The organism is Marinihelvus fidelis (genome assembly GCF_008725655.1).
Taxonomy (GTDB): domain Bacteria; phylum Pseudomonadota; class Gammaproteobacteria; order Xanthomonadales; family SZUA-36; genus Marinihelvus; species Marinihelvus fidelis.
The window spans coordinates 117,118-141,763 of the sequence record NZ_VYXP01000005.1; the positions used below are offsets into that span (position 1 = coordinate 117,118).

General features: G+C 65.5%; 26 protein-coding genes and 1 tRNA gene. 15 read left to right on the forward strand and 12 right to left on the reverse strand.

Annotated features, from left to right (window positions below; genetic code table 11):
- Both F3N42_RS08475 and F3N42_RS08480 read left to right on the forward strand, forming a co-directional pair.
- On the forward strand, positions 1-1,884 hold the full coding sequence (locus F3N42_RS08475) for a hypothetical protein (RefSeq protein WP_150863998.1): 1,884 nt from the start codon (positions 1-3) through the stop codon (positions 1,882-1,884).
- Positions 1,885-2,034: 150 nt separating this feature from the next.
- Positions 2,035-2,436: a hypothetical protein gene (locus F3N42_RS08480; RefSeq protein WP_150863999.1), complete on the forward strand. Its 402-nt coding sequence runs from the start codon at positions 2,035-2,037 to the stop codon at positions 2,434-2,436.
- A gap of 49 nt (positions 2,437-2,485) precedes the next feature.
- Here F3N42_RS08480 and aceB read toward each other — a convergent pair whose 3' ends face one another.
- Entirely contained in the window at positions 2,486-4,126 is a 1,641-nt protein-coding gene (gene aceB, locus F3N42_RS08485) for a malate synthase A (RefSeq protein ID WP_150864000.1), read from the reverse strand.
- 122 nt (positions 4,127-4,248) lie between these two features.
- On the opposite strand from aceB, the gene F3N42_RS08490 reads away from it, so the two are divergent.
- The 4 genes from F3N42_RS08490 (at position 4,249) to F3N42_RS08505 (ending at position 8,521) form a co-directional block, all read left to right on the forward strand.
- A complete protein-coding gene (locus tag F3N42_RS08490; protein ID WP_150864001.1) occupies positions 4,249-5,202 on the forward strand; it encodes a LysR family transcriptional regulator in 954 nt (317 codons plus the stop codon).
- Positions 5,203-5,241: 39 nt separating this feature from the next.
- Entirely contained in the window at positions 5,242-6,888 is a 1,647-nt protein-coding gene (locus tag F3N42_RS08495; RefSeq protein ID WP_150864002.1) for an SGNH/GDSL hydrolase family protein, read from the forward strand.
- 78 nt (positions 6,889-6,966) lie between these two features.
- The gene (locus tag F3N42_RS08500) at positions 6,967-7,302 is read left to right on the forward strand and encodes a helix-turn-helix domain-containing protein (RefSeq protein ID WP_150864003.1); all 336 of its coding nucleotides are present in this window, start codon (positions 6,967-6,969) and stop codon (positions 7,300-7,302) included.
- The gene (locus F3N42_RS08505) at positions 7,292-8,521 is read left to right on the forward strand and encodes a type II toxin-antitoxin system HipA family toxin (RefSeq protein WP_150864004.1); all 1,230 of its coding nucleotides are present in this window, start codon (positions 7,292-7,294) and stop codon (positions 8,519-8,521) included. The genes F3N42_RS08500 and F3N42_RS08505 overlap by 11 nt, the downstream gene beginning before the upstream one ends.
- A 199-nt stretch (positions 8,522-8,720) precedes the next feature.
- Here the strand turns inward: F3N42_RS08505 and F3N42_RS08510 are convergent, their stop codons facing one another.
- From F3N42_RS08510 to F3N42_RS08525, 4 genes are all read right to left on the reverse strand, one after another.
- A complete protein-coding gene (locus F3N42_RS08510; protein ID WP_150864005.1) occupies positions 8,721-9,980 on the reverse strand; it encodes an ammonium transporter in 1,260 nt (419 codons plus the stop codon).
- 17 nt (positions 9,981-9,997) lie between these two features.
- Positions 9,998-10,336, reverse strand: coding sequence for a P-II family nitrogen regulator (locus tag F3N42_RS08515; RefSeq protein WP_150864006.1), 339 nt, complete (start codon positions 10,334-10,336; stop codon positions 9,998-10,000).
- A gap of 214 nt (positions 10,337-10,550) precedes the next feature.
- Positions 10,551-10,949 (reverse strand): energy transducer TonB, encoded by a 399-nt coding sequence (locus F3N42_RS08520; protein WP_150864007.1) that lies wholly within the window; start codon positions 10,947-10,949, stop codon positions 10,551-10,553.
- A gap of 71 nt (positions 10,950-11,020) precedes the next feature.
- Entirely contained in the window at positions 11,021-11,893 is an 873-nt protein-coding gene (locus F3N42_RS08525; protein ID WP_150864008.1) for a PHP domain-containing protein, read from the reverse strand.
- 58 nt (positions 11,894-11,951) lie between these two features.
- On the opposite strand from F3N42_RS08525, the gene F3N42_RS08530 reads away from it, so the two are divergent.
- Positions 11,952-13,118 carry an integrase core domain-containing protein gene (locus F3N42_RS08530; RefSeq protein WP_224784824.1) on the forward strand — a complete coding sequence of 389 codons (1,167 nt, stop codon included), beginning with the start codon at positions 11,952-11,954 and terminating at the stop codon, positions 13,116-13,118.
- Positions 13,119-13,155: 37 nt separating this feature from the next.
- Here F3N42_RS08530 and F3N42_RS08535 read toward each other — a convergent pair.
- A tRNA-Arg gene (locus tag F3N42_RS08535) sits at positions 13,156-13,232 on the reverse strand.
- 146 nt (positions 13,233-13,378) lie between these two features.
- Between F3N42_RS08535 and F3N42_RS08540 the strand changes: the two genes are divergently transcribed.
- Together F3N42_RS08540 and F3N42_RS08545 are read left to right on the forward strand one after the other, a co-directional pair.
- The gene (locus tag F3N42_RS08540) at positions 13,379-13,855 is read left to right on the forward strand and encodes a c-type cytochrome (protein WP_150864010.1); all 477 of its coding nucleotides are present in this window, start codon (positions 13,379-13,381) and stop codon (positions 13,853-13,855) included.
- 21 nt (positions 13,856-13,876) lie between these two features.
- Positions 13,877-15,601, forward strand: coding sequence for an ExeM/NucH family extracellular endonuclease (locus tag F3N42_RS08545; RefSeq protein WP_191621312.1), 1,725 nt, complete (start codon positions 13,877-13,879; stop codon positions 15,599-15,601).
- Here F3N42_RS08545 and F3N42_RS08550 read toward each other — a convergent pair.
- Entirely contained in the window at positions 15,547-16,152 is a 606-nt protein-coding gene (locus F3N42_RS08550; protein WP_150864012.1) for an acyl carrier protein phosphodiesterase, read from the reverse strand. The genes F3N42_RS08545 and F3N42_RS08550 overlap by 55 nt on opposite strands.
- A gap of 110 nt (positions 16,153-16,262) precedes the next feature.
- On the opposite strand from F3N42_RS08550, the gene F3N42_RS08555 reads away from it, so the two are divergent.
- Both F3N42_RS08555 and zapE read left to right on the forward strand, forming a co-directional pair.
- On the forward strand, positions 16,263-16,946 hold the full coding sequence (locus tag F3N42_RS08555; RefSeq protein WP_150864013.1) for an alpha/beta hydrolase: 684 nt from the start codon (positions 16,263-16,265) through the stop codon (positions 16,944-16,946).
- On the forward strand, positions 16,943-18,031 hold the full coding sequence (zapE, locus tag F3N42_RS08560) for a cell division protein ZapE (protein ID WP_150864014.1): 1,089 nt from the start codon (positions 16,943-16,945) through the stop codon (positions 18,029-18,031). Before F3N42_RS08555 ends, zapE begins: the two co-directional genes overlap by 4 nt.
- A 248-nt stretch (positions 18,032-18,279) precedes the next feature.
- Here the strand turns inward: zapE and bioC are convergent, their stop codons facing one another.
- Positions 18,280-19,176: a malonyl-ACP O-methyltransferase BioC gene (gene bioC, locus F3N42_RS08565; RefSeq protein ID WP_150864015.1), complete on the reverse strand. Its 897-nt coding sequence runs from the start codon at positions 19,174-19,176 to the stop codon at positions 18,280-18,282.
- Between the two features lie 8 nt (positions 19,177-19,184).
- Positions 19,185-19,958, reverse strand: coding sequence for a pimeloyl-ACP methyl ester esterase BioH (bioH, locus tag F3N42_RS08570; protein ID WP_150864016.1), 774 nt, complete (start codon positions 19,956-19,958; stop codon positions 19,185-19,187).
- A 111-nt stretch (positions 19,959-20,069) separates the two neighbouring features.
- Here bioH and F3N42_RS08575 point away from each other — a divergent pair, with 111 nt between their 5' ends.
- Positions 20,070-20,933, forward strand: coding sequence for a ComF family protein (locus F3N42_RS08575; protein WP_191621313.1), 864 nt, complete (start codon positions 20,070-20,072; stop codon positions 20,931-20,933).
- Here F3N42_RS08575 and F3N42_RS08580 read toward each other — a convergent pair.
- Together F3N42_RS08580 and ubiA are read right to left on the reverse strand one after the other, a co-directional pair.
- A complete protein-coding gene (locus F3N42_RS08580) occupies positions 20,903-21,436 on the reverse strand; it encodes a GNAT family N-acetyltransferase (RefSeq protein ID WP_150864017.1) in 534 nt (177 codons plus the stop codon). The two genes, F3N42_RS08575 and F3N42_RS08580, sit on opposite strands and share 31 nt — an antisense overlap.
- Entirely contained in the window at positions 21,433-22,314 is an 882-nt protein-coding gene (gene ubiA, locus F3N42_RS08585) for a 4-hydroxybenzoate octaprenyltransferase (RefSeq protein WP_150864018.1), read from the reverse strand. Before ubiA ends, F3N42_RS08580 begins: the two co-directional genes overlap by 4 nt.
- A 90-nt stretch (positions 22,315-22,404) precedes the next feature.
- Here ubiA and F3N42_RS08590 point away from each other — a divergent pair, with 90 nt between their 5' ends.
- Both F3N42_RS08590 and F3N42_RS08595 read left to right on the forward strand, forming a co-directional pair.
- Positions 22,405-23,211, forward strand: coding sequence for a TatD family hydrolase (locus tag F3N42_RS08590; protein ID WP_150864019.1), 807 nt, complete (start codon positions 22,405-22,407; stop codon positions 23,209-23,211).
- 279 nt (positions 23,212-23,490) lie between these two features.
- Entirely contained in the window at positions 23,491-23,853 is a 363-nt protein-coding gene (locus F3N42_RS08595) for a VOC family protein (RefSeq protein WP_150864020.1), read from the forward strand.
- Positions 23,854-23,862: 9 nt separating this feature from the next.
- On the opposite strand, the gene F3N42_RS08600 is transcribed toward F3N42_RS08595, so the two are convergent.
- Positions 23,863-24,261 carry a DUF4399 domain-containing protein gene (locus F3N42_RS08600; protein WP_150864021.1) on the reverse strand — a complete coding sequence of 133 codons (399 nt, stop codon included), beginning with the start codon at positions 24,259-24,261 and terminating at the stop codon, positions 23,863-23,865.
- Between the two features lie 125 nt (positions 24,262-24,386).
- Between F3N42_RS08600 and F3N42_RS08605 the strand changes: the two genes are divergently transcribed.
- Positions 24,387-24,644, forward strand: a complete 258-nt coding sequence (locus tag F3N42_RS08605; protein ID WP_150864022.1) for a hypothetical protein — start codon at positions 24,387-24,389, stop codon at positions 24,642-24,644.
- Positions 24,645-24,646 lie beyond the last annotated feature (2 nt).

Below are 24,646 nucleotides of genomic sequence, written 5' to 3' on the forward strand. Positions count from 1 at the left end.
ATGAGCTTTTTCGCCGAACTCAAGCGCCGCAACGTGTTTCGCGTGGGCATCGCCTACGTGCTGGTCGCGTGGATCGTGCTCCAGGGCATCGACTTTCTCGTCGACCTGATCGATGCGCCGGCCTGGGTGCTGCAGATTTTCTTTGCCGCCGCGGCGATCGGCCTTTTGTCGGTGCTGATTTTTTCCTGGGTCTTTGAAATGACCCCGGAAGGGTTGAAGAAGGAACGTGACATCGACCGGGACCGGTCCATCGCACCCCAGACCGGGCGCAAGCTTGATCGCGTCATCATCGCCTTTCTTGCCATCGCGGTGGTCGTGCTGCTGGTGGAGCGATTCAGTCAGCCCGCCAGAATCGACGAGCCGGTTGCAAGCGCCCGGTCGACGTCACCAACCGCAGATTCTGCCGAAGCCCCGACAAACGCCCCGCCGAAGAAAAGCCTGGCCGTCCTGCCTTTCGTCGCGCTCAGCAACGGCCCGGATGACGAGTTTTTCGCCGACGGCCTGACCGAGGAAATCCTCAACTCGCTGGCGCAACTGCCCGAGCTCCGGGTCACGGCGCGCACGTCCGCGTTCGCCTTCAAGGGGCAGGATCTGCCGGTCCAGGAGATCGGCGAAACGCTGGGCGTCGGCCATGTCGTCGAGGGCTCGGTGCGCCGCGCCGGCGAGCGGTTGCGGGTGACCGCGCAGCTGGTGCAGGCCGAAGACGGTTTCCACCTTTGGTCCAAAAACTACGACCGCGATTACGGCGACACCATCGCAATCCAGGAGGACATCGCCGAGCAGATCGCCGCGGCGCTTGATGTGGTCATGGACGAGGGCAAGCGCGACTCCATGCGCCGGGTCGGACTGCGCGATCCCGCGGCCTTCATCGCCTGGCAGAAAGGCACACTCGCCGCACAGATCGCCCATGGCACCGTGGACCAGATTCCGGGCCTGCTGGAGGCCAACGCGCATTTTGAAGAAGTCCTCGAACATGCTCCCGACTATGCGCCTGCCTGGGTCGCGCACAGTGACCCTTACGGACACATCCTCAATGACAGTGCAACCGGCGAAAGTTCGCTCGACGATGTACCTGAGTCGATGGTCAACACTGCGCTGCAGATGGCGGCCAATGACCTGGCAAAGGCGGCGGAACACGCCACCGGCCTGGATGAACGGGCTGGTGCCGAACTCGACCTGGCCATTCTCACCGGTGATTTCTACGACATTCGCCGTCGCCTGGAAGCCTACCTGGCCAGCGAAGGTTGCGACCATGCCCAGTGGGTTGATCCGGTGGCGACGGTGTTTGGCTTCGCGGAACAGGTGATCGACCGGCTGGGTCATGTCACCGCCTGCGATCCGCTGTGGAGCACCGTGGTGTTTTCAAGGGCACGCGCCGCACTCTGGAACGGGCAGACGGAACGCGCACGGGACATCATTGCCATGGTCCGGGAACAGTCCTCCCACCCTTGGCTGGACCTGATCCAGGTCCGCTCCTACATCATCGATGGACAACTCGAATCAGCCCGGGCCGAGATTGACCAGGCCCGCTCGATGGACCCGTTCTGGCGGAAACAAAATGCGCTGATGCTCGCGGCCGCCAGTGGGGACCGCGACAACATGACGCGACTCGTAGAGTTGGCCTACGAGGACGGGAGCAGGTCCGGCTTTTTCGACCTGCAATTCCACGCCATGAGCGGCGACCGGGAGGCCGCCAACCGGGTTGCCGCCCGCATCGACCAGGACGCCTACGGTCCGCTGCCGCTGATCCTGATCATCAACTGGTGCATGTGTGGTGCGCCGTTTGACCTGGAGGCCACACCCAATTTGGCGGCCGAGATCGCAGAAGGCGGCTTGCCCTGGCCACCGGCGGAAATCATCAATTTTCCACTTAAACAATGGTAAGCCGGGGTAAACGAATGTCGCGTTCAGGCAAGCTTCAGCTTGTGGATGCGATCATAGTGCCACTGTCGCCGGAAACTGACTCGTGACTTGCGTCACTGTCGCAAAGCACAGGCCCGGCGCAAGATGACCAGACAGAGGGCATGACCAGCCATGCATATTTACGACATCTACAGGCACCCAGATTACGGCTACCAGGCCGTACGCCGCGGTTTTTCGTGGCAGGCGTTCCTGTTGCCGTCGGTCTGGGCGGTACGACGTGGGCTGGGTTACATCACCCTGGTCCTGGTGATCGCCACTTCTCTCGCATTCGATATCGCCGAGTTGCTAGGCCAGTGGGCCGGACACCCGGTCAGCCAGGTGATGATCCTGGTGGCGCTGTCCGTGGTCGTCGGGCTGAAGCCTGGTTTCGATGGCTACCGTTGGCACGCCCGGGCGCTGAAGGACGACGATTTCAGGTTCCAGTGCTCCGTTGCGGCCAGCAGCCGACGGAAAGCCATTCGGGCGGCGGCCGGTGAACAGCCATTTGCCGGCGCGGTGAACGTCGCCGCCTGAACCTGGCCCGGCGGCGGCATCCGTCGCCACCGGCCGCCGGGCGATCCTCCTAGTCCCCCAGCTGCGCGTACGCCGGCAACGTCAGGAAGTCCCCCAGTTCGTAGCTGCGCGTCATGCCCTTAAGCAATGCCGTCGCGCAGTTGATCGCCTGGATGTCGAGGATGTTCGCGTCGGCGCACAGCAGCCGCCGGGCGTCATCGAAACATTCATCCAGCCAGTCGTGGTCGACCGCTCGTCCATTGGACAGCGTTACGCCGTGGTGTGCCCACTGCCATAGCTGGGCGCGGGCGATTTCGGCCGTGGCGGCGTCTTCCATCAGGTGGTGAATGGCCACACAGCCGTTGCCGCGCAGCCAGGCGGCCAGGTAGCGCACCGCCACATCCACGTTGCGCCGCACGCCGGCCTCGGTGATCTCGCCGCTGCAGGGCGCCAGCAGCATGGCCTCGCTGATCGGCTCGATCGCCGGCCGCCAGCCCAGCTGGTTGTCGCCGTGGATCACCGCGTCGAAGGCTTCGCGGGCCAGCGGCTCCAGCGCCGGATGGGCCACCCAGGTGCCGTCGTGGCCGTCGGCGGCCTCGCGCTGCTTGTCGGCTGACACGCGCGCCAGCGCTTCGGCATTGGCCTGCTCGTCTTCGCGAATCGGCACCTGCGCCGCCATGCCGCCCATGGCGAAGGCGCCGCGCCGGTGGCAGGTGTCGATCAGCAGCTGCGAGTAGGCGCGCAGGAACGGCGTTGTCATGCTCACCGCATCACGATCAGGCAGTACGTGGTCCGGGTGCTTCCGCAGCGTCTTGATCCAGGAAAAGATGTAGTCCCAGCGGCCGCAGTTCAGGCCCAGGGCGCGGTCGCGCAGTGCGTGCAGGATCTCGTGCATCTGGAACACCGCCGGCAGCGTCTCGACCAGTATGGTCACGCGGATGGTGGCGGGCTTTAACCCTAAGCGACGTTCCGAGAAACTGATCACATCGTTCCACCACTCGGCCTCGGTGTGGTGCTGCAGTTTCGGCAGGTAGAAGTACGGCCGGCTGCCGCGGCGCGCCAGCTCACCGTGGTTGTGGAACAGGTACAGGCCGAAATCGACCAGCGCGGCCGGCACCGGGCGGCCGCGGAAACGCAGGTGGCGCTCGGGCAGGTGCAGGCCGCGCGGGCGCACCATCAGCACGGCGGTTTCATCATTCAGCGCGTAGTGCTTGCCCTCGGCGCTGGTGAAATCAATCTCCCGGCGAATGGCGTCGAACAGGTTCACCTGGCCGGCAACGATGTTGATCCACGTGGGCGCGGTGGAATCCTCGAAATCCGCCATGTAGACCTGGGCGCCGGAGTTCAACGCGTTGACGACCATCTTGCGGGTGACGGGACCGGTGATCTCGGTGCGGCGATCCAGCACTTCTTCGGGAATGGCCGCGACCGACCAGTCGTTTTCGCGCACCAGCGCGGTGGCCGGCGCGAACCCGGGCAGTTCGCCGTCGTCGTAGCGCGCCTGGCGGCGCTCACGTTCGGCCAGCAGGCGCTTCAGGTCCGGGGTGAAACGCTCGACCAGCTCACCGACAAAGGCCAGCGCTTCCGGCGTCAGGATGCGTTGTTGGTCGGGCGTGGGCGCGCGCAGCAGTTCCAGCGTCTCGTCGCGGACCGGCTCCAGTTCGGCTCGCGGCGATTGCAGGGCTTCGAATTCATGAGTGGCAAGGCTCATGGGCATTTCCTCATCGGGACGTTGGCATGTGCCGAACAGGTTATGCGCGCGCGACCATGATTGAAAAGATGAATCTTTGAATGACTATAATGAGTTTTGTTAAAGCTAAGGCGCGAAACCCCATGACCGACACCACCCGCCACTACTACAAGGGCAATTCGCTGAAACAACTGCGCGCCTTCTGCGCCGTCGCCCGCGCCGGCAGCATGACCGACGCGGCGCGCGAACTGTTCCTGAGCCAGTCGGCCGTGAGCCTGCAGGTCAAGGCGCTGGAACAACAAATGGGCGTGGAACTGTTCGAACGCCGCGGCCCCAACATCAGCCTGACACCGGACGGCCGCAAGCTGATGGACATGGCGCGGCCGCTGGTGGAAGGCATCGACGACCTGCCGCAGCGCTTCGAACACGAGGTCCGCGGCGGCGCGGATTCCGGCGAACTGGTGATCGCCGGCGGCGAATCGGCGATGACCTACATCCTGCCCGACCTTCTGGGCCGCTTCCAGAACGACCACCGCGGCATCCAGGTCAGCCTGCGCAACGTCGGCATCAGCGAGGGCCTGGGCCTGATCCGCGACGACGAGGCCGATTTCGCCGTTGGCTCTATGCTCGACGTGCCATCGGATATCGCCTACACGCCCATGTGGTCACATGCACCCATGCTGATCATGCCCGCCGGCCACCCGCTGGCCGGGCAAGACGACATCCAGCTGGCCGACATCGCCGCCCACGACCTGATCCTGCCACCCCGGCGCCTGACCACCTGGCGCCTGGTCGACCGCGTGTTCCAGCAGCAGGGCGTGCCCTTCAACGTGGCCCTGGAGGTCAACGGCTGGGGCGTCATCAAGCGCCTGGTGGAAGCCGGCCTGGGCCTGTCCATCGTCTCGGGCGTGTGCGTGCTGGACGACGACAACCTGGTCGCCCGCGACATGAGCGCCCACTTCCCCCGCCGCGACTACGGCATCGTCACCCGCCGCGGCCGCCACCTGCCGGCACCCGCCCGCGCCTTCCTGGAAGCCATCCAGGACACGGCGCCGCCGCGCTCACCGTGGGAGCAGGAGGGGCACTCCTCGCGCTAGCACGCTAAGATCTGGAAAACACCAACAAAAAGGGATGCCATGAACCGGAACTACGCGCTCGCGCTCGCCATCGCTCTTGCCCTGGCCCTGAACCTCGTCGCCACCGGCACGGCGTTCGGCTGGACCATCGAAAAGATACCGGAAACCGAATCCGCGAACTGGCCGCAAACGCTGGAAACACGGGCCACCGGCCGCGCCGTCACGAACGCCGAGACCGGCGAATGGCTGCGCCAGTGGCCGGGCACTTATTTTGAAACGGCGTTCTCAGGCGACCGCGTGGCCTTCCGCATTGGCGCGGGCGATGTGATCCTGGACGTGCGTGTGGACGACGATGCCCCCGTCATTCTTGGCAAACCGGAACCCGGCCTGTATCAACTCACCGGCCTGGCCCCCGGCGACCACCGGCTGCGCGTCGATGTCGCCTCGGAGAACCAGGGCTGGACGACCATCTTTGGCGGTTTCTTCGCGGGCGAAGGCACCCGGGCGTTGCCGCTACCGGCCCGCGAGGTCCAGCTCGAGTTCATCGGTGACTCCCACACCGTCGGTTACGCCAACCGCTCCTGGCAGCGCGAGTGCGACAACGACGAGGTCTGGGCCACCACCGCCACCTCGCGCGGCATCGCCCCGCTGGCCGCCGCGGCATTCGACGCCGACTACCAGGTCAACGCCATTTCCGGCCGCGGCGTGGTCAGGAACTACGGCGGCGGTGACGGCGACACCCTCCCGCAGGCGTACCCGTACACGCTGTTCGACAAGACCAGGGCCTACACCGACGCCACCTGGTCACCAGCGGTCATCGTCATCGCGCTGGGCACCAATGATTTTTCAACGCCGCTCACCGATGGCGAACCCTGGCAAGACCGCGCGGCATTGCGCGAAGCCTACGCGGACCGCTACATGCGTTTCGTGCTGGATCTGCGCGAGCGTCATCCGGACGCGGGCTTCGTGCTCTGGATCGCCGACCGCCCCGAGGGCGAGATCAGCACCGCCCTGCAACACGTAGTCGACAAGCTGGCGGTGCGCGGCGAGCGCCGCGTGGAGATGGTCATCGTCAGCGACCTGGAAATGACCGCCTGCCACTGGCACCCCGGCCAGGCCGACAACCAGCGCGTGGCCACGGCGCTGAATGGCGCCATTGCCCGCCAGTTGGCCGCTGCCGGCTCGGGGAACGAAGACTCGAAAGCCGCTCAGCTACAGCAGCGCCTGGCCAACAATCCCGCCACCCCCTGGAACGTTTACGGCCCCGGCCAGGTGACCGAGGTCCTTCCCGGCGAAGGCCCCCAGGGCTTCCCGGCGTTCCGCGTCGATGTACAGTCGAAAGCCGCCAACCCCTGGGAAATCGGCACCGTCAACAGCATCGAAAAGCCCATCGCCAAAGACGATGTCATCGTCGTCGCCCTGTGGCTGCGCGCGCCACACCTTGCCGACGGCGAGACCACGGAGATCCCCAGCTTCGGCCTGAGCCTGTCCTCCCCGCCCTACGACGGCATCGCCGGCAATTCGGCCACCGTGACCCACCAGTGGCAACAGTTCTTCGCCACCGGCACCGCCGGCAAGAACTTCAGCGCCAGCGAACTGGGGCTGGGTGTCCACCTGGGCAACGCCGCCCGTGTCATCGACCTGGGGCCAGTGCGGGTGTTCAACCTGGGGCCGGGGGCGGATGTCAGCGGGTTGGTGGGGGACTAGGCCAGACCATCCGCCATCAGCCGGCGTGGTTTAATATGCTATTATGCATCAAATGGAAGACATGATATGTAATAACATATGCCCAACTACACCACAGCGTCGATCACAACAGCGCTCAGGAACGCACGCAAAGCCCGGGGCCTGAGCCAGCGCGCCCTGGGCGAACTGACCGGCGTGCCCCAAAGCCACATCTCCCGGATCGAGCAGGGCAACGTCGACCTGCGCGTCTCCAGCCTGGTGGAACTCGCCCGCACACTGGGCCTTGAACTCGCACTGGTGCCACGCGAAGCCTTGCCCGCCATCAGCGCCATGACCCAAAGCACCGCGACGCATGACCCGCGCTATCGGCCCGGGACAATGGAGGCACGCCCCGCTTACAGCCTGGATGACGATGACACCGGCGATGGCGACTAGCGTCTCCGTCCTCAATGTCCTGCTGCACGGCGAACCCGTCGCCACGCTGACGCGTGTCGATGGCGACCGCACACTGTTCGCGTTCTACGACCACTACATCAACGACCCAAAACGTCCGACACTGAGCCTGGGCTTCAAGGACAGACTCGGCGAGCTGATCACGGCGTTAAGGCCGGTGCAGACCCGCATCCAGCCCTTTCTGTCCAACCTGCTACCGGAAGGCCCCATGCGCGGCTACCTGGCCGAGCAGTCCGGTGTCAGCCCGGAACGGGAGTTCTTCCTGCTATGGGCCCTTGGCGAGGATCTGCCCGGCGCCGTGACGGTTGAATCCGCCACCGGTGAGGCGTGGCCACCAGCCCGCGACAACGCGTCGGGGCCGCATACAGGAGATGAACGCCAAACCGCCCTGCGATTCTCACTCGCCGGCGTGCAACTCAAGTTCTCCGCCGTCGAGAACACCGAGAACAAGGGACTGACCATTCCCGCCCGGGGCATCGGCGGCTCGTGGATCGTCAAGTTGCCGTCGCACCAATTTACCGGCGCCCCGGAGAACGAATTTTCGATGCTGACGCTCGCGCGGCTGATCGGAATGGACGTACCGGCCACCCGGCTGGTTGATGTCGACACCATCACGAACCTGCCCACCGGCGCCGGAACACCCAAAGGCCAGGCCCTGGCCATCAAGCGGTTCGACCGCTTGCCCGACGGCAGTAAAGTCCACTTCGAGGATTTCGCCCAGATCTTCGGCGTTTACCCGGCCGACAAATACGCCCGGGCCAGCGCCATGAACATCGCCACGGTCATCGGCGCAGAAGGCAACCACCAGGACATCGCCGAGTTCGTCCGCCGCCTGACCTTCAACACCCTGATCGGCAACGCCGACATGCACCTGAAAAACTGGTCGATGATCTACCACGACACGCGCACCGCTACGCTGGCGCCAGCTTACGATTTCGTCTCGACCATCCCCTACATGGCAGACGAATCGGCCGCCCTTCGCGTAAGCCGCACCCGGCGATTCGACGAATTCACGTATGACGAACTCGCTCACATGGCCGCCCGCTCACGCCTGCCCCAGAAAATCGTGCTCGACGCCGCCCGCGAGACCACCGCGCTCTTCCACGAAACCTGGAACCAGGAGAAGCACAACCTGCCGTTGTCACGGGAGGTGATCAGCGCCATCGAAGCGCACCTGCGCAAAGTGCCGATTGCCGGGTAATCCAGAAGCAACGCCCAACCCCTCCGTAAAACCGCCCCCCCCGCGACACGCCATCCACCACCAACTCGCCACCCCAAAAACTTTCGCGCCCTTCGCGAAATCAGCGTAATTGGCGTCCTGTTTTGACGACCTCCCAACAAAAGAAAAACCCGGGCTGTCACCGACCCGGGTCTTCCACACACACTTACTTTTCTGAAACTTACGCGGACTTGAACTCCGGGTAGGCCTCGATGCCGCACTCGCCGACATCCAGTCCTTCGTACTCCTCTTCCTCGGAGACTCGGATGCCCATCACCAGCTTGAGCACGAACCAGACGATGAAGCTGGTCACAAACACCCAGGTGAAGATGGTGAACGCACCCAGCAGCTGGCCGCCGTAGCTGGCGCCGTCGTTGGTCAGCGGGACCAGCAGCAGGCCCAGCAGGCCGACAGTGCCGTGCACGGAGATCGCGCCCACCGGGTCGTCGATCTTCAACTTGTCCAGGGCAAGGATGCTGAACACCACCAGTACACCACCGGCGGCGCCGAACAGGGTGGCCTGCAGGGCGGTCGGGGTGGAGGGCTCGGCGGTGATGGCCACCAGGCCGGCCAGGGCGCCGTTCAGGGCCATGGTCAGGTCAGCGCGGCCCCACAGGATGTGCGAGGTCAGCAGCGCAGCAATCAGGCCACCGGCGGCAGCGCCGTTGGTGTTCAGGAACACCATGGCCATGGAGTGCGCGCTGGCGGCGTCGCCCAGCTTCAGCACGGAACCGCCGTTGAAGCCGAACCAGCCCATCCACAGCACGAAGGTGCCCAGGGTAGCCAGCGGCAGGTTGGCGCCAGGGATAGCCTTGGCCTTGCCGTCCTTGCCGTATTTGCCCAGGCGCGGGCCCAGCAGCAGCACGCCTGACAGCGCCGCGGCCGCACCGGCCATGTGGACAATGCCGGAGCCGGCGAAGTCACTGAAGCCCTTGTCGCCCAGGTTGAACATGCCGAAGACGTCGTTGCCGCCCCAGGTCCAGCCGCCTTCCATCGGGTAGATGAAGCCGGTCAGCACCACGGCGAAGATCAGGAACGACCACAGCTTCATGCGCTCGGCGACGGCGCCGGAGACAATCGACATGGCGGTCGCCACGAACACCACCTGGAAGAAGAAGTCGGAGGCGCCGGAGTACACCGAGTCGCCGTCGAAGCCGTTCTCCGCGGACGCGGCCAGCACTTCTTCAAGGTTGAATGCCTCGATGCCGGACAGGAAAAACCCACCGCCATACATGAAGTAGTAACCACAGACCATGTACATGATGCAGGCGATGGAATACAGCGCCACGTTCTTGGTCAGGATCTCAACGGTGTTCTTGGCCCGTACCAGGCCGGATTCCAGCAGCGTGAAGCCGGCGGCCATCCACATGACCAGGGCGCCGCAAATCAGGAACATGAAGGTGTCGAGGGCGTATTGTAGTTCGAAAATCTGGTTTTCCATTGTCGCTCTCCCTTCGCTTAAATCGCTTGCGCGCCGGTCTCGCCGGTACGGATACGGATGACTTCTTCGAGTTTCTGGACGAAGACCTTGCCGTCACCGATCTTGCCGGTTTCCGCAGCCTTGACGATGGCTTCCACCACCGACTCGACCATCTCGTCGACGACGGCCGTTTCCAGTTTGATTTTCGGCAGGAGGTCCACCACGTACTCGGCACCGCGGTAGAGTTCGGTGTGGCCTTTCTGCCGCCCGAAACCCTTGACCTCGGTCACCGTGACGCCGGTGACACCCACTTCAGCGAGTGACTCCCGGACCTCGTCCAGTTTGAATGGCTTGATGATCGCCGTGACCAGTTGCATTTATCTCTCCTCGTTTGTTTTCAGGCTCGTGGCCCGCTATTCGTTCATGCACGATTCGGGCCAACTTCAAAAACAAGGAAATCAATGACTTTCAAAGGGGTTTTCGCCCCGGAGCGGGGTTATGGGGACCTGGAGCATTGATCTTGGTGCACGGGCATGCACCAAGATTGTGCGCACACCCGGTTTTGGTGCGCGTGTCAGGCAGGGGGTGGGGCTAACAGTCGGACTTCTGGTCCGTGAAATTGACGGTGCTGGTCACCTGGACAGGTATCCGGCCGGGATTTGACTCCGCAGGCACATAATCCCACTCGGCCAGTTGCGCCAGCGCTGCCTTGTCAAAACCGCCCGGCGGTTCCGATTCCAGCACCTCGGCATTGTAGACATCGCCCCGGGAATCAATCACGTACCGAAGCACGACCCGACCACAGCCGCTGGGTATCCGCCGACCACTGACCTTGACGTACACCCCATCCTGCCGGGTGACCCAGTAGTCCTCACGCTGGGCTTCTTCGATGACCACGATGTCCGAAGTGAGCTCCGGCTCGCGCGGTGGCGTGGCACAGGACGCGGTGAGCGCGGCGGCCATTGAAATCAGCAGAAATTGGCGAAACATGACGCCTCCGTGAGCAGGTTTTGACAAGAGGTTGCCACAGACGCGCGCGCAGCGCACTCGCCCCTGCACCTTCAGGCCGGCGGTTGCCGGAACCGCTCCCAGACCGGGGACACACGCTCCGGCATTGGCGCGACGGCGCCAAGTTCCTTCCAGCCCTGGCCGGGTGCGTGGAAGTCCGAACCGCGCGAGCCCAGCAGGCCCATGTCGCGGCACAACTGGCCCAGGCTTCGGGTTTGCTGCTCGTTTTGCTGTCCGGAGACCACTTCCATGCCTTCGCCGCCGGCCTCGATGAAGTCGTTCAGCAGGCGCTTCAGCCGCGTGCGGGTCAGCTTGTAGGCCAGCGGATGTGCCAGCACGGCGATGCCGCCGGCGGCGCGGATCCAGTCCACCACCTGCGACATCGAAGCCCAGGATTCGCGCACGTCGCCGGCCTTGCCGTCGCCCAGGTATTTCTTGAAGGCCGTTTCCATCGAGTCCGTGATACCGGCATCGACCAGGTGGCGGGCGAAATGCGGGCGGCCGATGTTGCTGCCGGCGGCGTGGTGTGCGGCGCCTTCCAGGGCACCCTCAACGCCGAGCTTCGCCAGGTTGGCGCCGATCCGTTCGGCGCGCCGCTCGCGGGCAGCGGCCTGGTGACTGACGCCTTCCAGGATTGCCGGGCTGCCGGGGTCGATATCCAGCCCCAGGACGTGGATGCCGACCGACCCCCACGTGGTGGAGAACTCGATGCCGCGCACCAGTTGCAGTGAGCCGGGCGCCGCGGGCAGGCCGTCAAACGCATCGACGGTGTCGTGGTCGGTGATGGCCAGCGTGGTCACGCCGTTGTCCACCGCGCGCGCCATCAGTGCCGCCGGGCTCAGTGCGCCGTCGGAGCAGTGCGTATGGGAATGGAGGTCGATGTTTGAGCTTATCGACAGATCGCTTACAGAATATTCCGGACACATGGTTTACACATTAACGCATTTGGGGAGTACCCAGATGCCCTGGAAAGAGTGTAAGCCAATGGATGAACGACTGAAGTTTATTGCCCGCCTGCTGGAAGGTGAGAAAATGGCGCCGCTGTGCCGGGAGTTCGGTATCTCACGCGTCACGGGCTACAAGATCTTCAACCGCTACAAGGAAGTCGGGCTAGACGCCCTTCAGGACCGTAGCCGGGCACCGTATCGGCAGGCTAACCGATTGCCCTTCCAGGTCGAGCGCACGATTCTCGGCATCAAGAAGGAACACAGCTCATGGGGTGCGCCGAAGATCCGCGACAAGCTGGTACGCGAGTACCCGATGATTCAGCCACCGGCGATCAGCACCATTCACGCGGTGCTCGATCGCCACGGCCTGGTCAAGCGCCGCAAGCGGCGGCGCTACAAGGCCCAGGGAACCGCACTCAAGGGCACGCGCCGGCCCAACGGACTCTGGTGCGCCGACTACAAGGGTGAGTTCCTGCTCGGCAACAAGAAGTATTGCTACCCGCTGACCATCACGGACTACCGCTCCCGCTACCTGCTGGCCTGCGAGGGGCTGCAGTCCACCCAGGCCGACTTCGCCTTCAGCGTCTTCGAGCGTGCGTTTCAGGACTTTGGCCTGCCCGCTGCGATCCGCACAGACAACGGTCTTCCATTCGCGTCGGCCAACGCCCTGTTCGGCCTGAGCAAGTTATCCGTGTGGTGGCTGCGCCTGGGTATCGACATCCAGCGCATCAAGCCCGGCAACCCCCAACAGAACGGCCGTCACGAGCGCATGCACCTGACCCTGAAGACTGAGGCCACCAAGCCGCCATCGTTCAACTTCCTGCAGCAACAAGAGCGCTTCGATACGTTCATAGAGGTTTACAACAATGAACGCCCGCATCAAGGGCTAAAGGGCGCCTATCCCGGCGACCTGTATACACCTTCAAGCCGCGAATACCACCCTCCACCAGAGCCGGATTACCCATTCCACGACCGGGTCATCAGGGTGACGCGCTGTGGGCGCATCTGTATCGGCAAACGAAAGATCAACCTCAGTACCGTGTTTGCCGGCGAACTGGTGGGCATACGCGAAGTCGCCGACCAGGTCTGGCAGGTCAGCTTCATGGACTACGATCTGGGATACTTCGATAATGAAAGGGGCCGGGTAGAACCCGGCCCCAATCCGTTCGTGCCGGACAAAGTGTTAACCATGTGTCCGGAATAAGGTGTAAACCATGTGACCGGAATACACCGAATATTATTGGCGCGCCCGGCAGGATTCGAACCTGCGACCCCTGCCTTCGGAGGGCAGTACTCTATCCAGCTGAGCTACGGGCGCCGAAAATCGTGGGCGGCTAGTTTAATGCCCACACCCCGTGCTGTAAACGCATGCGCCCTACCTGATGGACGCGCGGGAGGCTATACTATGCGCCTTTTCGCGGGCCCGTGACGGTCCGGTACGGCCAGCAGAAATCGGAAATCAACATGGGCAACCACGAAGACAAGGTATTCCTGAAGCGGTTCAGCATCATCATCCTCATCCTGGTGGGGATTACGTTCGCGATTATTTTCATGGCCACGCGCCATGGGCCCGAGGTGGATCCGGCGGACAACCCCAGCCGCATGGCGCTGGCCGTTGAGCGAACCGCGCCCGTCGGTGCCGTGCGCACCGAGCTGCCCGAAGGCAGTGACGCCGTGGCCGCGGCGCCCGCGCCGGTTGACCCGGCGTCCATCGACGGCGAAGCCGTTTACGCCCAGGTGTGTGGTGTGTGCCACAACGCCGGCGTGGCTGGCGCGCCCATCCCGGGCAGCGACGACTGGGCCACCCGCGTTGAGCAGGGCCACGATACGCTGGTCGACCATGCCATCAACGGCCTGAACGCCATGCCGCCGAAGGGTGGCCGGCCGGACCTTTCCGACGCCGAGGTCATCGCCGCGGTGGAGCACATGCTGGCGCAGTAAGACTGCACCGGCGCCGACATCGTGGGACGGACCCCGCGGATACTGACCAGCCTGGCGGTCACGGCGCTCGTGGCCGGCTGCGCCGATCATGCCGGCGACATCCTGCAGGGCGGCCCGCTCTGCGAGGGCCCGTCCACACCCCTGGGCCAGGTCCAGGGCAGTGATTTCCAGAGCCCCCTCTCGGGCACCCAGGTGACCGTGCAGGGTGTCGTCACGCTGGCCCGGCACGACGGTGCCTACATCGAATCCACTTCCCCCGATACTGACCCGCAGACCGCCGAAGGCCTGTTCCTGGCCGCACCGGTGGCCGCACGGCTTGAGCCGGGCATGCGGGTTGCCGTCAACGGGACCGTGACCGAACTTGGCGAGCAGAAGGACACGCAGACCGCCCTGGCCGGCTTCGACAGCCTGTCGGTCTGCGCCGAGCATGAACCCCTGCCCCTGACACCCATGCGCCTGCCGATGCCCGCCGCCGAGCGCGAGCGGCTGGAGAACATGCGCGTCACTATCGACACCGCGACGGTGGCCACCGATGTCTACCGCCTGGACCGCGGCGAGATTCGCGTTGCCGCGGGCGGCATGCTGCCCAGCCCGACGGAAGTCGCCTGGCCCGGCACCGATGCCCGCCGCCAGCGCGCCCGCAACCGCGACGCCACCCTGTTCGCGCAACTGGCCGAAGGCGACCGGTCGGTTTTCCCCGGCGGCACCGAGGTCGTCTCCGACCTGGGCGTGCTGGGCCACGACGGCAAGGGGCCGCGGCTGTACCTGGAAGACCGCGCCAACCTGGCGAAGCCGTTGTCACCCACGCTGACACCGCCGGCGAGTGACGCCCTGCGCGTGCTGTCACTGAACCTTCAGAACTACTTCAACGGCGACGGCCGGGGCGGCGGCTTCCCCACCCCACGCGGCGCCGAAACGGCCAGGGCTTTCGAGCATCAGCGCGAGCGCCTGCGCGCCACCGTGAGCGAACTGCAGCCTGACATCATCGCGGTCATGGAGATCGAGAATGACGGTTTCGGCCAGCATTCCGCGGCCCGGGATTTCATTGCCGACCTGGAGAAGGCGACCGGGGCCGACTGGGATGTCGCCTCGCCGAACGGCGGCCCGGTGGGCACCGACGAGATCACCGTCGGCCTGTTCCATCGCACGGATCGGGTCACCGCCACGGTGCAGACGCTCGCGCTGAATGCGCCGCCCTTTGACCTGCTCAATCGTCAACCGCTGGCGCGCGCCTACCGGCCGGCCGGCGGCGGGCCGGCCTTCATCATCGTGGTCAACCACTTCAAATCCAAGGGCAGCTGCCCCGACCAGGGCCGCGACCGCGACCTGGGTGACGGCCAGGGCTGCTGGAATGCCGCGCGTACCGCGGCGGCCACATCACTGGCAGGCTGGGTCTTGCAACTGGCACAGCAGCAGGCCGATGGCCGCGCGCTGATCGTCGGCGACCTGAACGCCTATCGCCTTGAAGACCCGGTGCGTGAACTGGTGAAGGCCGGCTTCGAGGACCTGACCGGCGGTGGCGAGCTGGGACACGAGTACAGCTACGTGTTCTATGGCGAAGCCGGCACCCTGGACTACGCGCTGGCCACGCCGGAACTGCGGCGCTCGGTGATCCAGGCGCGCATCCTGCACATCAACGCCAGCTGGCCCCCGGGCATGGACCTGCCGCAGCCCTGGCTGCGCTCATCAGATCACGACCCGGTGATCGTCGACTTGCGGTTCCGCCAGTCGTCGACGGCGTACTGAATCCGCGGCATCACCTCGGCAAAGACCTGCTCACAGGCCCCCTTCATGTCCGGCCAGATGGCCCCCACCTGGCCCAGCGGATTGGCCCGCTTCAGGCGTCGTCCCACCCCGGTCAGCGTGCGCAGGAACTCCGGCTCATCGGCATAGGCGGCGAACAGGCCGCGCAGGTCGGCATAGCGCATGAAGCGCAGGGCCTTTTCCGGTGCAGGGCCGTCATTCGTGGCCAGGATGCGCCGCACGCGGCGGTCGAAATCGTCCAGCGGCTCGTCGCACCAGGCGGGCCACTGGCGCGCCAGCACGTGATCAAAGGCGATATCGGCAATGATGCCCGCGTAGCGCCGGTACGGCTTTGGAAATGTCTGCACCAGTTGCTTCACGGCCGGGTCGGCATCCGTCTCGCGGTCGATGAAGCGGTGCAGCCTGATGCCCTCCCGGACCCCGGGCGGGTACGCGCGCAAGGCCCGCAGACCGCGCACGAAATCGCCGAACAGCCCGCCCAGCATGAGCTGCTCATCGTCGCGAACAAGGTACAGGTGGGCGAGAAAATTCATCCCGGAACGTTAGCACAACCGCGCAATGCAACCATGACAAACCGGGGGCGGATGGTGAGTGTCACGGACGCTGCGCTATCATGCCCGCTGCACCCAAACGGTGACCCAACATGGCCAATGACAATTCACCCGACAACCCCGGAGATTTTCCCACCGAGCGCGCCGAACTGACGCTGACGGGGCCGGCGGGTGCCCTGGAATGCATCAGCGACGCGCCGGAGCCCGGTGACGAGCGCCCCGCGACGGTGGTGATCTGCCACCCGCACCCCCTGCACGGCGGCACGATGCATAACAAGGTGGTGACCATCATCGAGCGCTCGATGCGCGAGCTCGGGCTGCGCACGGTGCGGTTCAATTTCCGTGGCGTTGGCGAGAGCGAAGGTGAGTACGACGACGGCTATGGCGAAACCGATGACCTGTTCGCGGTCTGCGAATGGGTGCGCCGCACCCGCCCCGACGATGCCCTGTGGCTGGCCGGTTTCAGCTTCGGCACCTGGGTCTGCCTGCGCGCTGCACAGAACCTGGATATCGGCCAGCTGGTGTCCATCGCGCCGGCCGTGACCCGTTTTGATTTCACCCAGCTGGCGCGACCGGAATGCCCCTGGCTGGTGGTGCAGGGTGACGAGGACGAGGTGGTCGATTTCGAGGCCGTCCGCGCCTGGGTGGAGACTGTCGAGCCGCCGCCCGAATTCATCGTCATGGAACATGCCGGTCACTTCTTTCATCGCCGCCTGATGGACCTGCGCGGCCTGCTCAAGAACGGCGTGACCGTGAACCTGCCCTCGGCCGGATGACCACACCCGCCGAGCGCTACCAGCAGCGCCTGGACAGCGGCCGGTTCGCTCCCGACCCGGAACAGGCGCGCGTCGTCGATGCGCTGGACGCCCTGCACGCGGCGCTGGTTGCTGCTCCCGCTGGCGGCCTGGGCCAGCTGGTCAGGCGCCTGGCCGGTAAGCCGGCGCCCGCGCCACGCGGCCTGTACCTGTGGGGCGGCGTCGGTCGCGGGAAAACGTGGCTGATGGACCTGTTCTTCGAGACCCTGCCATTCGAGGACAAGCAGCGTTTTCACTTTCACCGCTTCATGGCCCGCGTGCACGACGCGCTGCGGGAACGCAGCCATGAAAGCGATCCGATACCGGGCATCGCCCGCGAGTGGGCGCGCGACTGCCGCGTATTGTGTTTCGACGAGTTTTTCGTGTCCGATATCGCCGACGCGATGTTGCTGGCCGGCCTGTTGCGCGGCCTGTTCGACGCCGGTGTGACCCTGGTCGCGACCTCCAACGTGGAGCCGGCCAACCTCTACCGCGACGGCCTGCAGCGCGCCCGGTTCCTGCCGGCCATCGACCTGCTGGAAACACATACGAACGTCATGCACGTGGGTGGCGACACCGATCACCGGCTGCGCCTGCTGGAGCGCTCGGAAACCTGGCACACGCCGGCCGGTGAGTACGCCGAGACGGGCCTGGCGAGCAGTTTCAGCGAAATGGCCAGCGACTGTGAACTGCAGCCCACGCTGAACATCAATGGCCGCGAGTTCCAGGCCCTGCGGCGCGGTGACGGCGTCATCTGGTTTGAGTTCGACGAGCTGTGCGAACAGCCGCGTGGCAGCCGGGACTACATCGAGATCGCCCGTGCGTTCAACACGGTAATGGTCTCAAACATCCCGGTGCTGGATGACACCAGCAACAACGCGGCGCGGCGCTTCATTCACCTGGTGGACGAATTCTATGACCGCAACGTCAAGCTGCTGGCCTCGGCCGCGGCGCCGATTGACGGGCTCTACAATGGCCAGCGGCTGGCCTTCGAGTTCGACCGCACACGCAGCCGCCTGACCGAAATGCAGAGCCGGGACTACCTGGCGCGCGCGCACCTGGCATAACGAAGACGTTACGAATCGCGGACGGGAGATAAAAGAAAGGACCGGCAAGGGGTCAACCGGTCCTTTCGTGAGATCCGGTGCAAGGGGAACACCGGCCTCGAGCCGGATACGACGCAAGGGGGGCGCCGAATCCGAACAAACTGTTCATGGAAACACTCGAGCGGTCGCAACCCCGTATTAAGTTCCCGTGGGACGCCGTTATTTAATTTTACCTCATAACTTTTATTTTTGTAGTCAAATTAACGCATTTAGGGCTCCCTACCGGACGGTCCATCGCAACCGCGCTTGAGCGCCTCGACCGAAAAGGTCGCGACCTCCATGTCCCCCTGGCGCACCGGCTGCCCTTCCGCCGGCCCGAACGCGGCGCCGTAGATGACCTCGTAGCTGGCCGGAAAACGCCCATCCCGGCCGAAACGGCGGTAGGCGTCAGTTACACGCCGAAGCTTGCCAGGAGCCGTCAGGCCGCCGGCCCGGTCGCGGGCGGCGTTGACGGCGCCTGTGCCCTTCAGGTCGCGCATCACGCCAATCGGGTCACCGTACTCCAGCATGAGCGTCTCGGCATCCATAACCGGATCGCGGAAGCCGGCGGAGACCAGCGCGTCACCCACGTCGTGCATGTCGGCGAATCGATGAACGTGACGGCCTTCATCAACCTCGGCCCAGGCCTGCCGAAGCTCCATCAGCGTGTCCGGCCCCAGCGAGCTGAACAGGAACAGGCCGCCCGGGCGCAGCACCCGGCGGACCTCGGCAAACAGCCCAACCTCGTGATTGCTCCACTGCACCGCCAGCGACGAGAACACCAGGTCGACACTGCGGCTGGCCACCGGCAGGGCCTGCATGTCGGCACACACGGGCGCGGGCCGGTTGTTGCCCTGGGGGCGGCGGTGCAGCTGGGCCAGCATGCCCGGGGCCCAGTCCAGCGCCAGGACCATGGCCTGCGGATGGCGTCGCGCCAGGATGTGGGCGCCAGCACCCGTTCCACAGCCCAGGTCAATGACCCGCTCGGGGGAGACCTGGAAATAGTCCAGCCGCTCGAACAGCCGCGACTCGACCTCCTGCTGCAGGGCCGCGTGGGCATCGTAATGTGGCGCCGCCCGGTCAAACGCGCGTCGCGCCGCGGCCTTGTCGATGTCGGTCAGGGTCATGGGGTCGTTCACTCCAGTTCTTGTGGCCGTCCTTCGGCCAGGAACACATCCAGTAACGCATGAACCGCGGCGGCGTGGCGCACGAAGGGCGCGTGCCCGGCGTCTTCCACCGGCCGGTAACGGCCGTTGGGCATGAGCGCTGCGGCGGCCTGGCTTGCGGCCGCCGGCGAGACACGATCCGCGGTACCGCCGATCCACAGGGCCGGCATCCGCAGCGAGGGTAGTCTATCGCGGAGGTCGGCCGTCTCGAGAATATCGAGCCCGGCAACCAGGGCCGCGTGGCCTGGTTCCGGCGCACCATCCAGCATCCGGCGCAGGTCGCGCAGTGTCGCCGCGGGGTCCGCGGCGCCCATGGCCTGCAGGCCGATAAAGCGTTCGAGAATGCGGCCGCCATCATCCACACAGGCCTGCCGGAACGCGTCGAACGCGCGAGAGGGCATGGCGTGGGGCCAGTCTGGCGCAACCACAAAACGCGGGTTGGTGCCGATCAGCGCCAGCCGTCGGACCTGCCCAGGCGCCCGCGCGGCCGCGGCCAGCGCGACCTGGCCACCCAGCGACCAGCCCAGCCAGTCCGCCACCGGCGTAGCATTCAACACCTCGTCGGCGAACCCCCCCAGCGTCCACGGCGCGTTGCGGCCGTCGGCCCCGTGCCCGGGCAGGTCGACCAGGTGTAGCGTGTGGCGCTCGGACAGTTCATCCGCCAGCGCCGCCCAGGCGCCCGCGTGCATGCCCCAGCCGTGGATCATCACCAGGTCCGGACCCGTGCCGCGCACCCGGATCATGGCCGATTCGCCGTATTCGCACGGAACAGCAGGTTATTGAATGACAGCATGAAGAGCCAAAAGATGTCAGCTTTTGTCCAGGTATTGCGATGGTTGACCACGGCAGGTTGCATGAAAATGTTCTTACTGGGGAAGGGGGGTATCAGCGTGGGCGAGCAGTATCTGGACCCATCACCGGGCTGTCAACCGCGGGCCGCGCGCTGGCGTCGGGCCGGCGCTATCCTGCTCGATGCCCTGCTGCCGGCCCATTGCGTGCTCTGCGGCGACCGCGCCCACCCGGGGCCCGGTGACCACACCCTGTGCCGGCCATGCCTGCATGGCCTGCCCGGCAACCCGGGCGCCTGCCTCGGCTGCGGCCTGCCACACGATGGCGACAGCAGGTGCTGCCGCGACTGCCGGCTGCGGCCCCCGCCATGGGACCACGTGATGGCGCCGCTACGCTACGACTTTCCGGTCGACCGGCTGGTGCGCCAGCTGAAGTTCGCCCGCGACCTGGTGTCGGGCCGGGCGCTGGCGGCGGCGATGGCGTTCGCCGGCCCGCCGCCGGCCACCGGGCGGCCACTGTTGGTGCCGGTGCCCATGCATGGCTTCCGCCGCTGGCGCCGCGGCTACAACCAGGCCGCGGAACTGTCACTTCACCTGGCCCGCGCCACCGGCTGGCCGCTACGCACCGGGTCGTTGATCCGCACACGCCACACGCGCGCGCAGTCCGGCCTGGGCAAACGCGCACGCCGTCACAACCTGGACGGCGCCTTTGACTGGCGCGGCCCAATGCCCACACGGGCCACGGTGGTGCTGGTGGATGACGTCATGACCACGGGCTCGACACTGGACGCCTGCGCCCGCACCGCCTACAGGGGCGGGGCACAATCAGTCATGCTCTGGGTAGCCGCCCGGGCACTGGGCAACGCGAGCGCCACGGGGGCAACGGACAGCGTGGACGTTCAGTCCGCCAGAAGCGCCCAGCGCTCGTGATCGCGCCACTTGCCGTTGATATGCAGGAACCGCGGCGAGTAGCCCTCGCACTCGAATCCGACGCTCTCGACCAGTCGCACCGAGGCCTCGTTACCGGGCTGGATGTTCGCCTCCAGCCGGTGCAGGCCCAGCTCGCCGAAGGCGCGCTCGATCACCAGCCTCAGCCCCTCTTTCATGTAGCCCATGCCCGCGGTGGCCGCGGCCGCGTAGTAGCTGACATAAGCGCTGCACAGGGCTTCATAGGTGATGACGTTCAGGTTGATGACCCCGCACAGGGCGCCGTCGGCGCGCCGGCGCACCAGGAAGCCGGCCTCGTTGTCGCGCTTCAGCCGTTCCAGGTAGCGCCGCCAGGCATCCGGCGTGCGCGGCGCCGTGACCCACGGATGATGCAGGTGCCGGCTGGCATCCATGACCTCGATAAATTCGCGCGCGTCTTCCATTCGCGGCACCACCAGGCGCACCCGCAACTGCTGACGCTCCGATCGCGTGATGGCCGCGCTCATGGCAGCGTGTAATGCAGCACCAGGCCGGCATAGATGACCAGCCCGACGCGGTTGTTATCGAGGAAGGCGCGGAAGCAGGCCTGCCGTTCACGGTCGCGGATCCACCACAGCTGGCGGGCGAACATGGCCGCCACCACACCGATGCCGGCGAACCACGGCCAGGACAGCGTGTAGGCCACTCCGAGCACAACCAGCATGGCGATCATCAGCGCCATGAGCACCCCGATCACCAGGCGGTCGGCGCGCCCGAACAGGATCGCGGTGGATTTCACGCCGATGGCCAGGTCGTCATCGCGATCGACCATCGCGTACTCGGTGTCATAGATGACCGCCCACACGGTATTGATGGTCAGCAGCCACCACGCGACGGCCGGCAACGTCTGGGTTTCGGCCGTGAACGCCATCGGGATCCCCCAGCCGAAGGCGACACCCAGCACCACCTGCGGCAGGTGCGTGAAACGCTTGAACAACGGGTAGGTCAACGCCAGCGCCGCGCCGGCGAAGGCCAGCAGCACGGTCATGCGGTTGGTGAACAGCACCAGCACGAATGCCAGCGCCATCAGCACGGCCAGCAGGACCACGGCGTCACGCACCCGCAACTCCCCGGCGGCCAGGGGTCGGTTGCGGGTGCGCTCGACATGCGGGTCGAAATCACGGTCGGCCAGGTCATTGGCGACACAGCCGGCGGCCCGCATCAGCACCACGCCGGCCGTGAAGATGGCGATGTTGGCCCAAGACGGATCGCCGGCGCCGGCCAGCCACAGCGCCCACCAGGTGGGCCACAGCAACAGCAGGATGCCGATGGGCCGGTCAAAGCGCATGAGCCGCCAACAGGCGTTCCAGCGCGATGCGGCGGCTTGTTCGCGCACGTCACTCATGCGCGCATTCTAACGCCGTCGCGTCAAAAACCTTACAATCCGGCGCTTTCAAGCGCCTGACCCAGCGCCCCGACGCGCCCCGGAAACAAAATGGAACTGATCGACATCGGCTGCAACCTGACCCACGACTCCTTCGACGCCGACCGCAACGCCGTAATCGAGGCCGCGCGCGACGCCGGCGTGGTGCAAATGGTGCTCACCGGAGCCAGCCTGGACGGCAGCAAAAAGGCCCTGGCGCTTGCCCGTGCGCGACCCGGCGAGCACTTCGCCACCGCCGGCATGCACCCGCACCACGCCTCGGACTGGACCACTGATGTCGCCACCCGCATGGCCGAACTGGCCACCGCGCCCGAGGTCGTGGCCGTGGGCGAAGCCGGCCTGGATTACTTCCGCAACTTCTCCCCGCGGGAAGACCAGCTACGCGCCTTCGAGGCCCAGCTGGCCCTGGGCGCCGAGACTGGCAAGCCGCTGTTCCTGCACCTGCGCGACGCGCACGAGGATTTCCACGCGGTGCTCAGCGAATGGCGCGACCGCCTCTCCGACGTTGTCGTGCACTGCTTCACCGGCTCGCGCAAGGAACTGCACGCCTACCTCGCACTGGACTGCCACATCGGCATCACCGGCTGGATCTGCGACGAGCGCCGCGGCACGCATATGAAGGCCTATCTTCACGAGATCCCCGCCGACCGGCTGATGATCGAGACCGACGCGCCCTACCTGAAGCCGCGCAACCTGCGGCCGAAGATCAAGTCGCATCGCAATGAGCCGAAGGTGCTGCCCTGGATCCTGGGGACGCTGGCGGCCGTTCGTGGGGAGCACCCGGCGGACCTTGCGGCAACAACCACCGCCAATGCTCGGCGATTCTTCCGCTTGCCGGTGGCTGGGTCGTTTGGTTGAGCGGTTGGGTTTACCGCAGATTTCGCGAATTACGCAAAGGGCGCGAAAGTTTTTTGGGGTGGCGGGCTGGGGCCTCGCCGCGACAAGCCGGCGGGTGTGCGCCGCTGGGACCCTGCCCGCGGATGAGCGCCCCGACGCGGACTGATAACGCGCTGCCGGCGGCGTATCGGGTGGGGTCGTGCGGGGCATTCGAGCCCGCGGCACACCCACTAAATTTTGCGCCCTTTGCGCAATCCGCGTAATTTGCGGTAAAAACCCTACGCGGAACCCCCTTCCACCATGAAACTAAACCACGTTCAGGTCCTCACCACGGACCTCGAAGCCACCGAACACTTCTGGACAAAGATCATCGGCCTCGACACCGGCTATCGGCCGCCGTTCGACTTCCCGGGCGCGTGGTACTACGCCGACGGCATGCCAGCGATCCACATCGTGGTTCGAGACGAGGTGGGCCAGGCGGGTGCCTTTGACCATGTCGCGCTGGAGTTCAGTGCCGCCGAATTCGACGCCGTCAAGGACAGGCTGGACGATGCCGGCATGACCTATCACAGCACCGTGGTGCCCGACCGTGGCGACCGGCAGCTTTTCGTGATCGGCCCGGATGGCGTCCGGGTCGAATTGCAGTGCCCCAACCGGGACTGAGCGACCGCCCTAGCGAACCTCGATGGTGATCACGTCCGAGGCCACCGGCGGGCTGGCCGGAATGTGCGCGTGATCGCCGACGATCAACTGCAGCGTATGCGTGCCCGGTGACAGCTCCAGCACGGTCTCGGTCTGGCCACCGCCGAAGTGCTTCACCTGGTCCGTGGCCGGCAGCGGCACGCCAGGCGGCGGCAGGTCCGGCCCGTCGATGAGCAGGTGATGGTGGCCGGTGTTGTCGGCCATGGTGCCAGCCGGCGCCACGCCCATGCCCTTCAGCCCGAACTTCACCGTCACCGGCCCCTCGATGACATCACCGTCGGCAGGGGTGATGAAGTAAACCCTGGCCTCGCCGGCCAGTGCGGCAGGCGCGGACAGGACCAGCATCGTCAGAAACAGCAGTGCTCTCATGCAACTCTCCAGGACTAGGGGCGATGCGTCAGAAGGTACAACAACCGCATGCCCAAACCCAAACTTTTGCAACCCTGTAAGGTATTCCAGGTGAGCAACGCGCAAAGAGGGTTTCGGCATCATCGATGTTCCTGAATGACGACACCGACACCGCCAAACTGGGCGACCGCCTGATCGCGGCCGTGATCGCCGCGTTCCTGGGCTTCTGGATCGGCGGCTTCTTCGGCATGCTTTCGATGAAAATCACCGGCTCCAACTACGGCCTGGCCTGGCTCTCGGCCGCCGGTTTCGGGCTATACGGATTCCTCGCGCCCTCCCGCTCGACCGAACTCTGGTCACGCTTCTGGACCGAAGTCCTGAGCTACTTCAGTCACCGCCGCTAGAA

Coding starts and splice junctions, on each gene's coding strand:
- F3N42_RS08550 (WP_150864012.1), bottom strand. CDS start 16,152: ATGAATTTTCTCGCCCACCTGTACCTTGTTCGCGACGATGAGCAGCTC.
- F3N42_RS08515 (WP_150864006.1), bottom strand. CDS start 10,336: ATGCAACTGGTCACGGCGATCATCAAGCCATTCAAACTGGACGAGGTC.
- F3N42_RS08525 (WP_150864008.1), bottom strand. CDS start 11,893: ATGTGTCCGGAATATTCTGTAAGCGATCTGTCGATAAGCTCAAACATC.
- F3N42_RS08505 (WP_150864004.1), top strand. CDS start 7,292: ATGGCGACTAGCGTCTCCGTCCTCAATGTCCTGCTGCACGGCGAACCC.
- F3N42_RS08495 (WP_150864002.1), top strand. CDS start 5,242: ATGAACCGGAACTACGCGCTCGCGCTCGCCATCGCTCTTGCCCTGGCC.
- F3N42_RS08530 (WP_224784824.1), top strand. CDS start 11,952: ATGGATGAACGACTGAAGTTTATTGCCCGCCTGCTGGAAGGTGAGAAA.
- F3N42_RS08555 (WP_150864013.1), top strand. CDS start 16,263: ATGGCCAATGACAATTCACCCGACAACCCCGGAGATTTTCCCACCGAG.
- F3N42_RS08520 (WP_150864007.1), bottom strand. CDS start 10,949: ATGTTTCGCCAATTTCTGCTGATTTCAATGGCCGCCGCGCTCACCGCG.
- F3N42_RS08510 (WP_150864005.1), bottom strand. CDS start 9,980: ATGGAAAACCAGATTTTCGAACTACAATACGCCCTCGACACCTTCATG.
- bioC (WP_150864015.1), bottom strand. CDS start 19,176: ATGACCCTGACCGACATCGACAAGGCCGCGGCGCGACGCGCGTTTGAC.
- aceB (WP_150864000.1), bottom strand. CDS start 4,126: ATGAGCCTTGCCACTCATGAATTCGAAGCCCTGCAATCGCCGCGAGCC.
- F3N42_RS08605 (WP_150864022.1), top strand. CDS start 24,387: ATGTTCCTGAATGACGACACCGACACCGCCAAACTGGGCGACCGCCTG.
- F3N42_RS08500 (WP_150864003.1), top strand. CDS start 6,967: ATGCCCAACTACACCACAGCGTCGATCACAACAGCGCTCAGGAACGCA.
- F3N42_RS08595 (WP_150864020.1), top strand. CDS start 23,491: ATGAAACTAAACCACGTTCAGGTCCTCACCACGGACCTCGAAGCCACC.
- F3N42_RS08600 (WP_150864021.1), bottom strand. CDS start 24,261: ATGAGAGCACTGCTGTTTCTGACGATGCTGGTCCTGTCCGCGCCTGCC.
- bioH (WP_150864016.1), bottom strand. CDS start 19,958: ATGATCCGGGTGCGCGGCACGGGTCCGGACCTGGTGATGATCCACGGC.
- F3N42_RS08480 (WP_150863999.1), top strand. CDS start 2,035: ATGCATATTTACGACATCTACAGGCACCCAGATTACGGCTACCAGGCC.
- F3N42_RS08590 (WP_150864019.1), top strand. CDS start 22,405: ATGGAACTGATCGACATCGGCTGCAACCTGACCCACGACTCCTTCGAC.
- ubiA (WP_150864018.1), bottom strand. CDS start 22,314: ATGAGTGACGTGCGCGAACAAGCCGCCGCATCGCGCTGGAACGCCTGT.
- F3N42_RS08580 (WP_150864017.1), bottom strand. CDS start 21,436: ATGAGCGCGGCCATCACGCGATCGGAGCGTCAGCAGTTGCGGGTGCGC.
- zapE (WP_150864014.1), top strand. CDS start 16,943: ATGACCACACCCGCCGAGCGCTACCAGCAGCGCCTGGACAGCGGCCGG.
- F3N42_RS08475 (WP_150863998.1), top strand. CDS start 1: ATGAGCTTTTTCGCCGAACTCAAGCGCCGCAACGTGTTTCGCGTGGGC.
- F3N42_RS08490 (WP_150864001.1), top strand. CDS start 4,249: ATGACCGACACCACCCGCCACTACTACAAGGGCAATTCGCTGAAACAA.
- F3N42_RS08540 (WP_150864010.1), top strand. CDS start 13,379: ATGGGCAACCACGAAGACAAGGTATTCCTGAAGCGGTTCAGCATCATC.
- F3N42_RS08575 (WP_191621313.1), top strand. CDS start 20,070: ATGAAAATGTTCTTACTGGGGAAGGGGGGTATCAGCGTGGGCGAGCAG.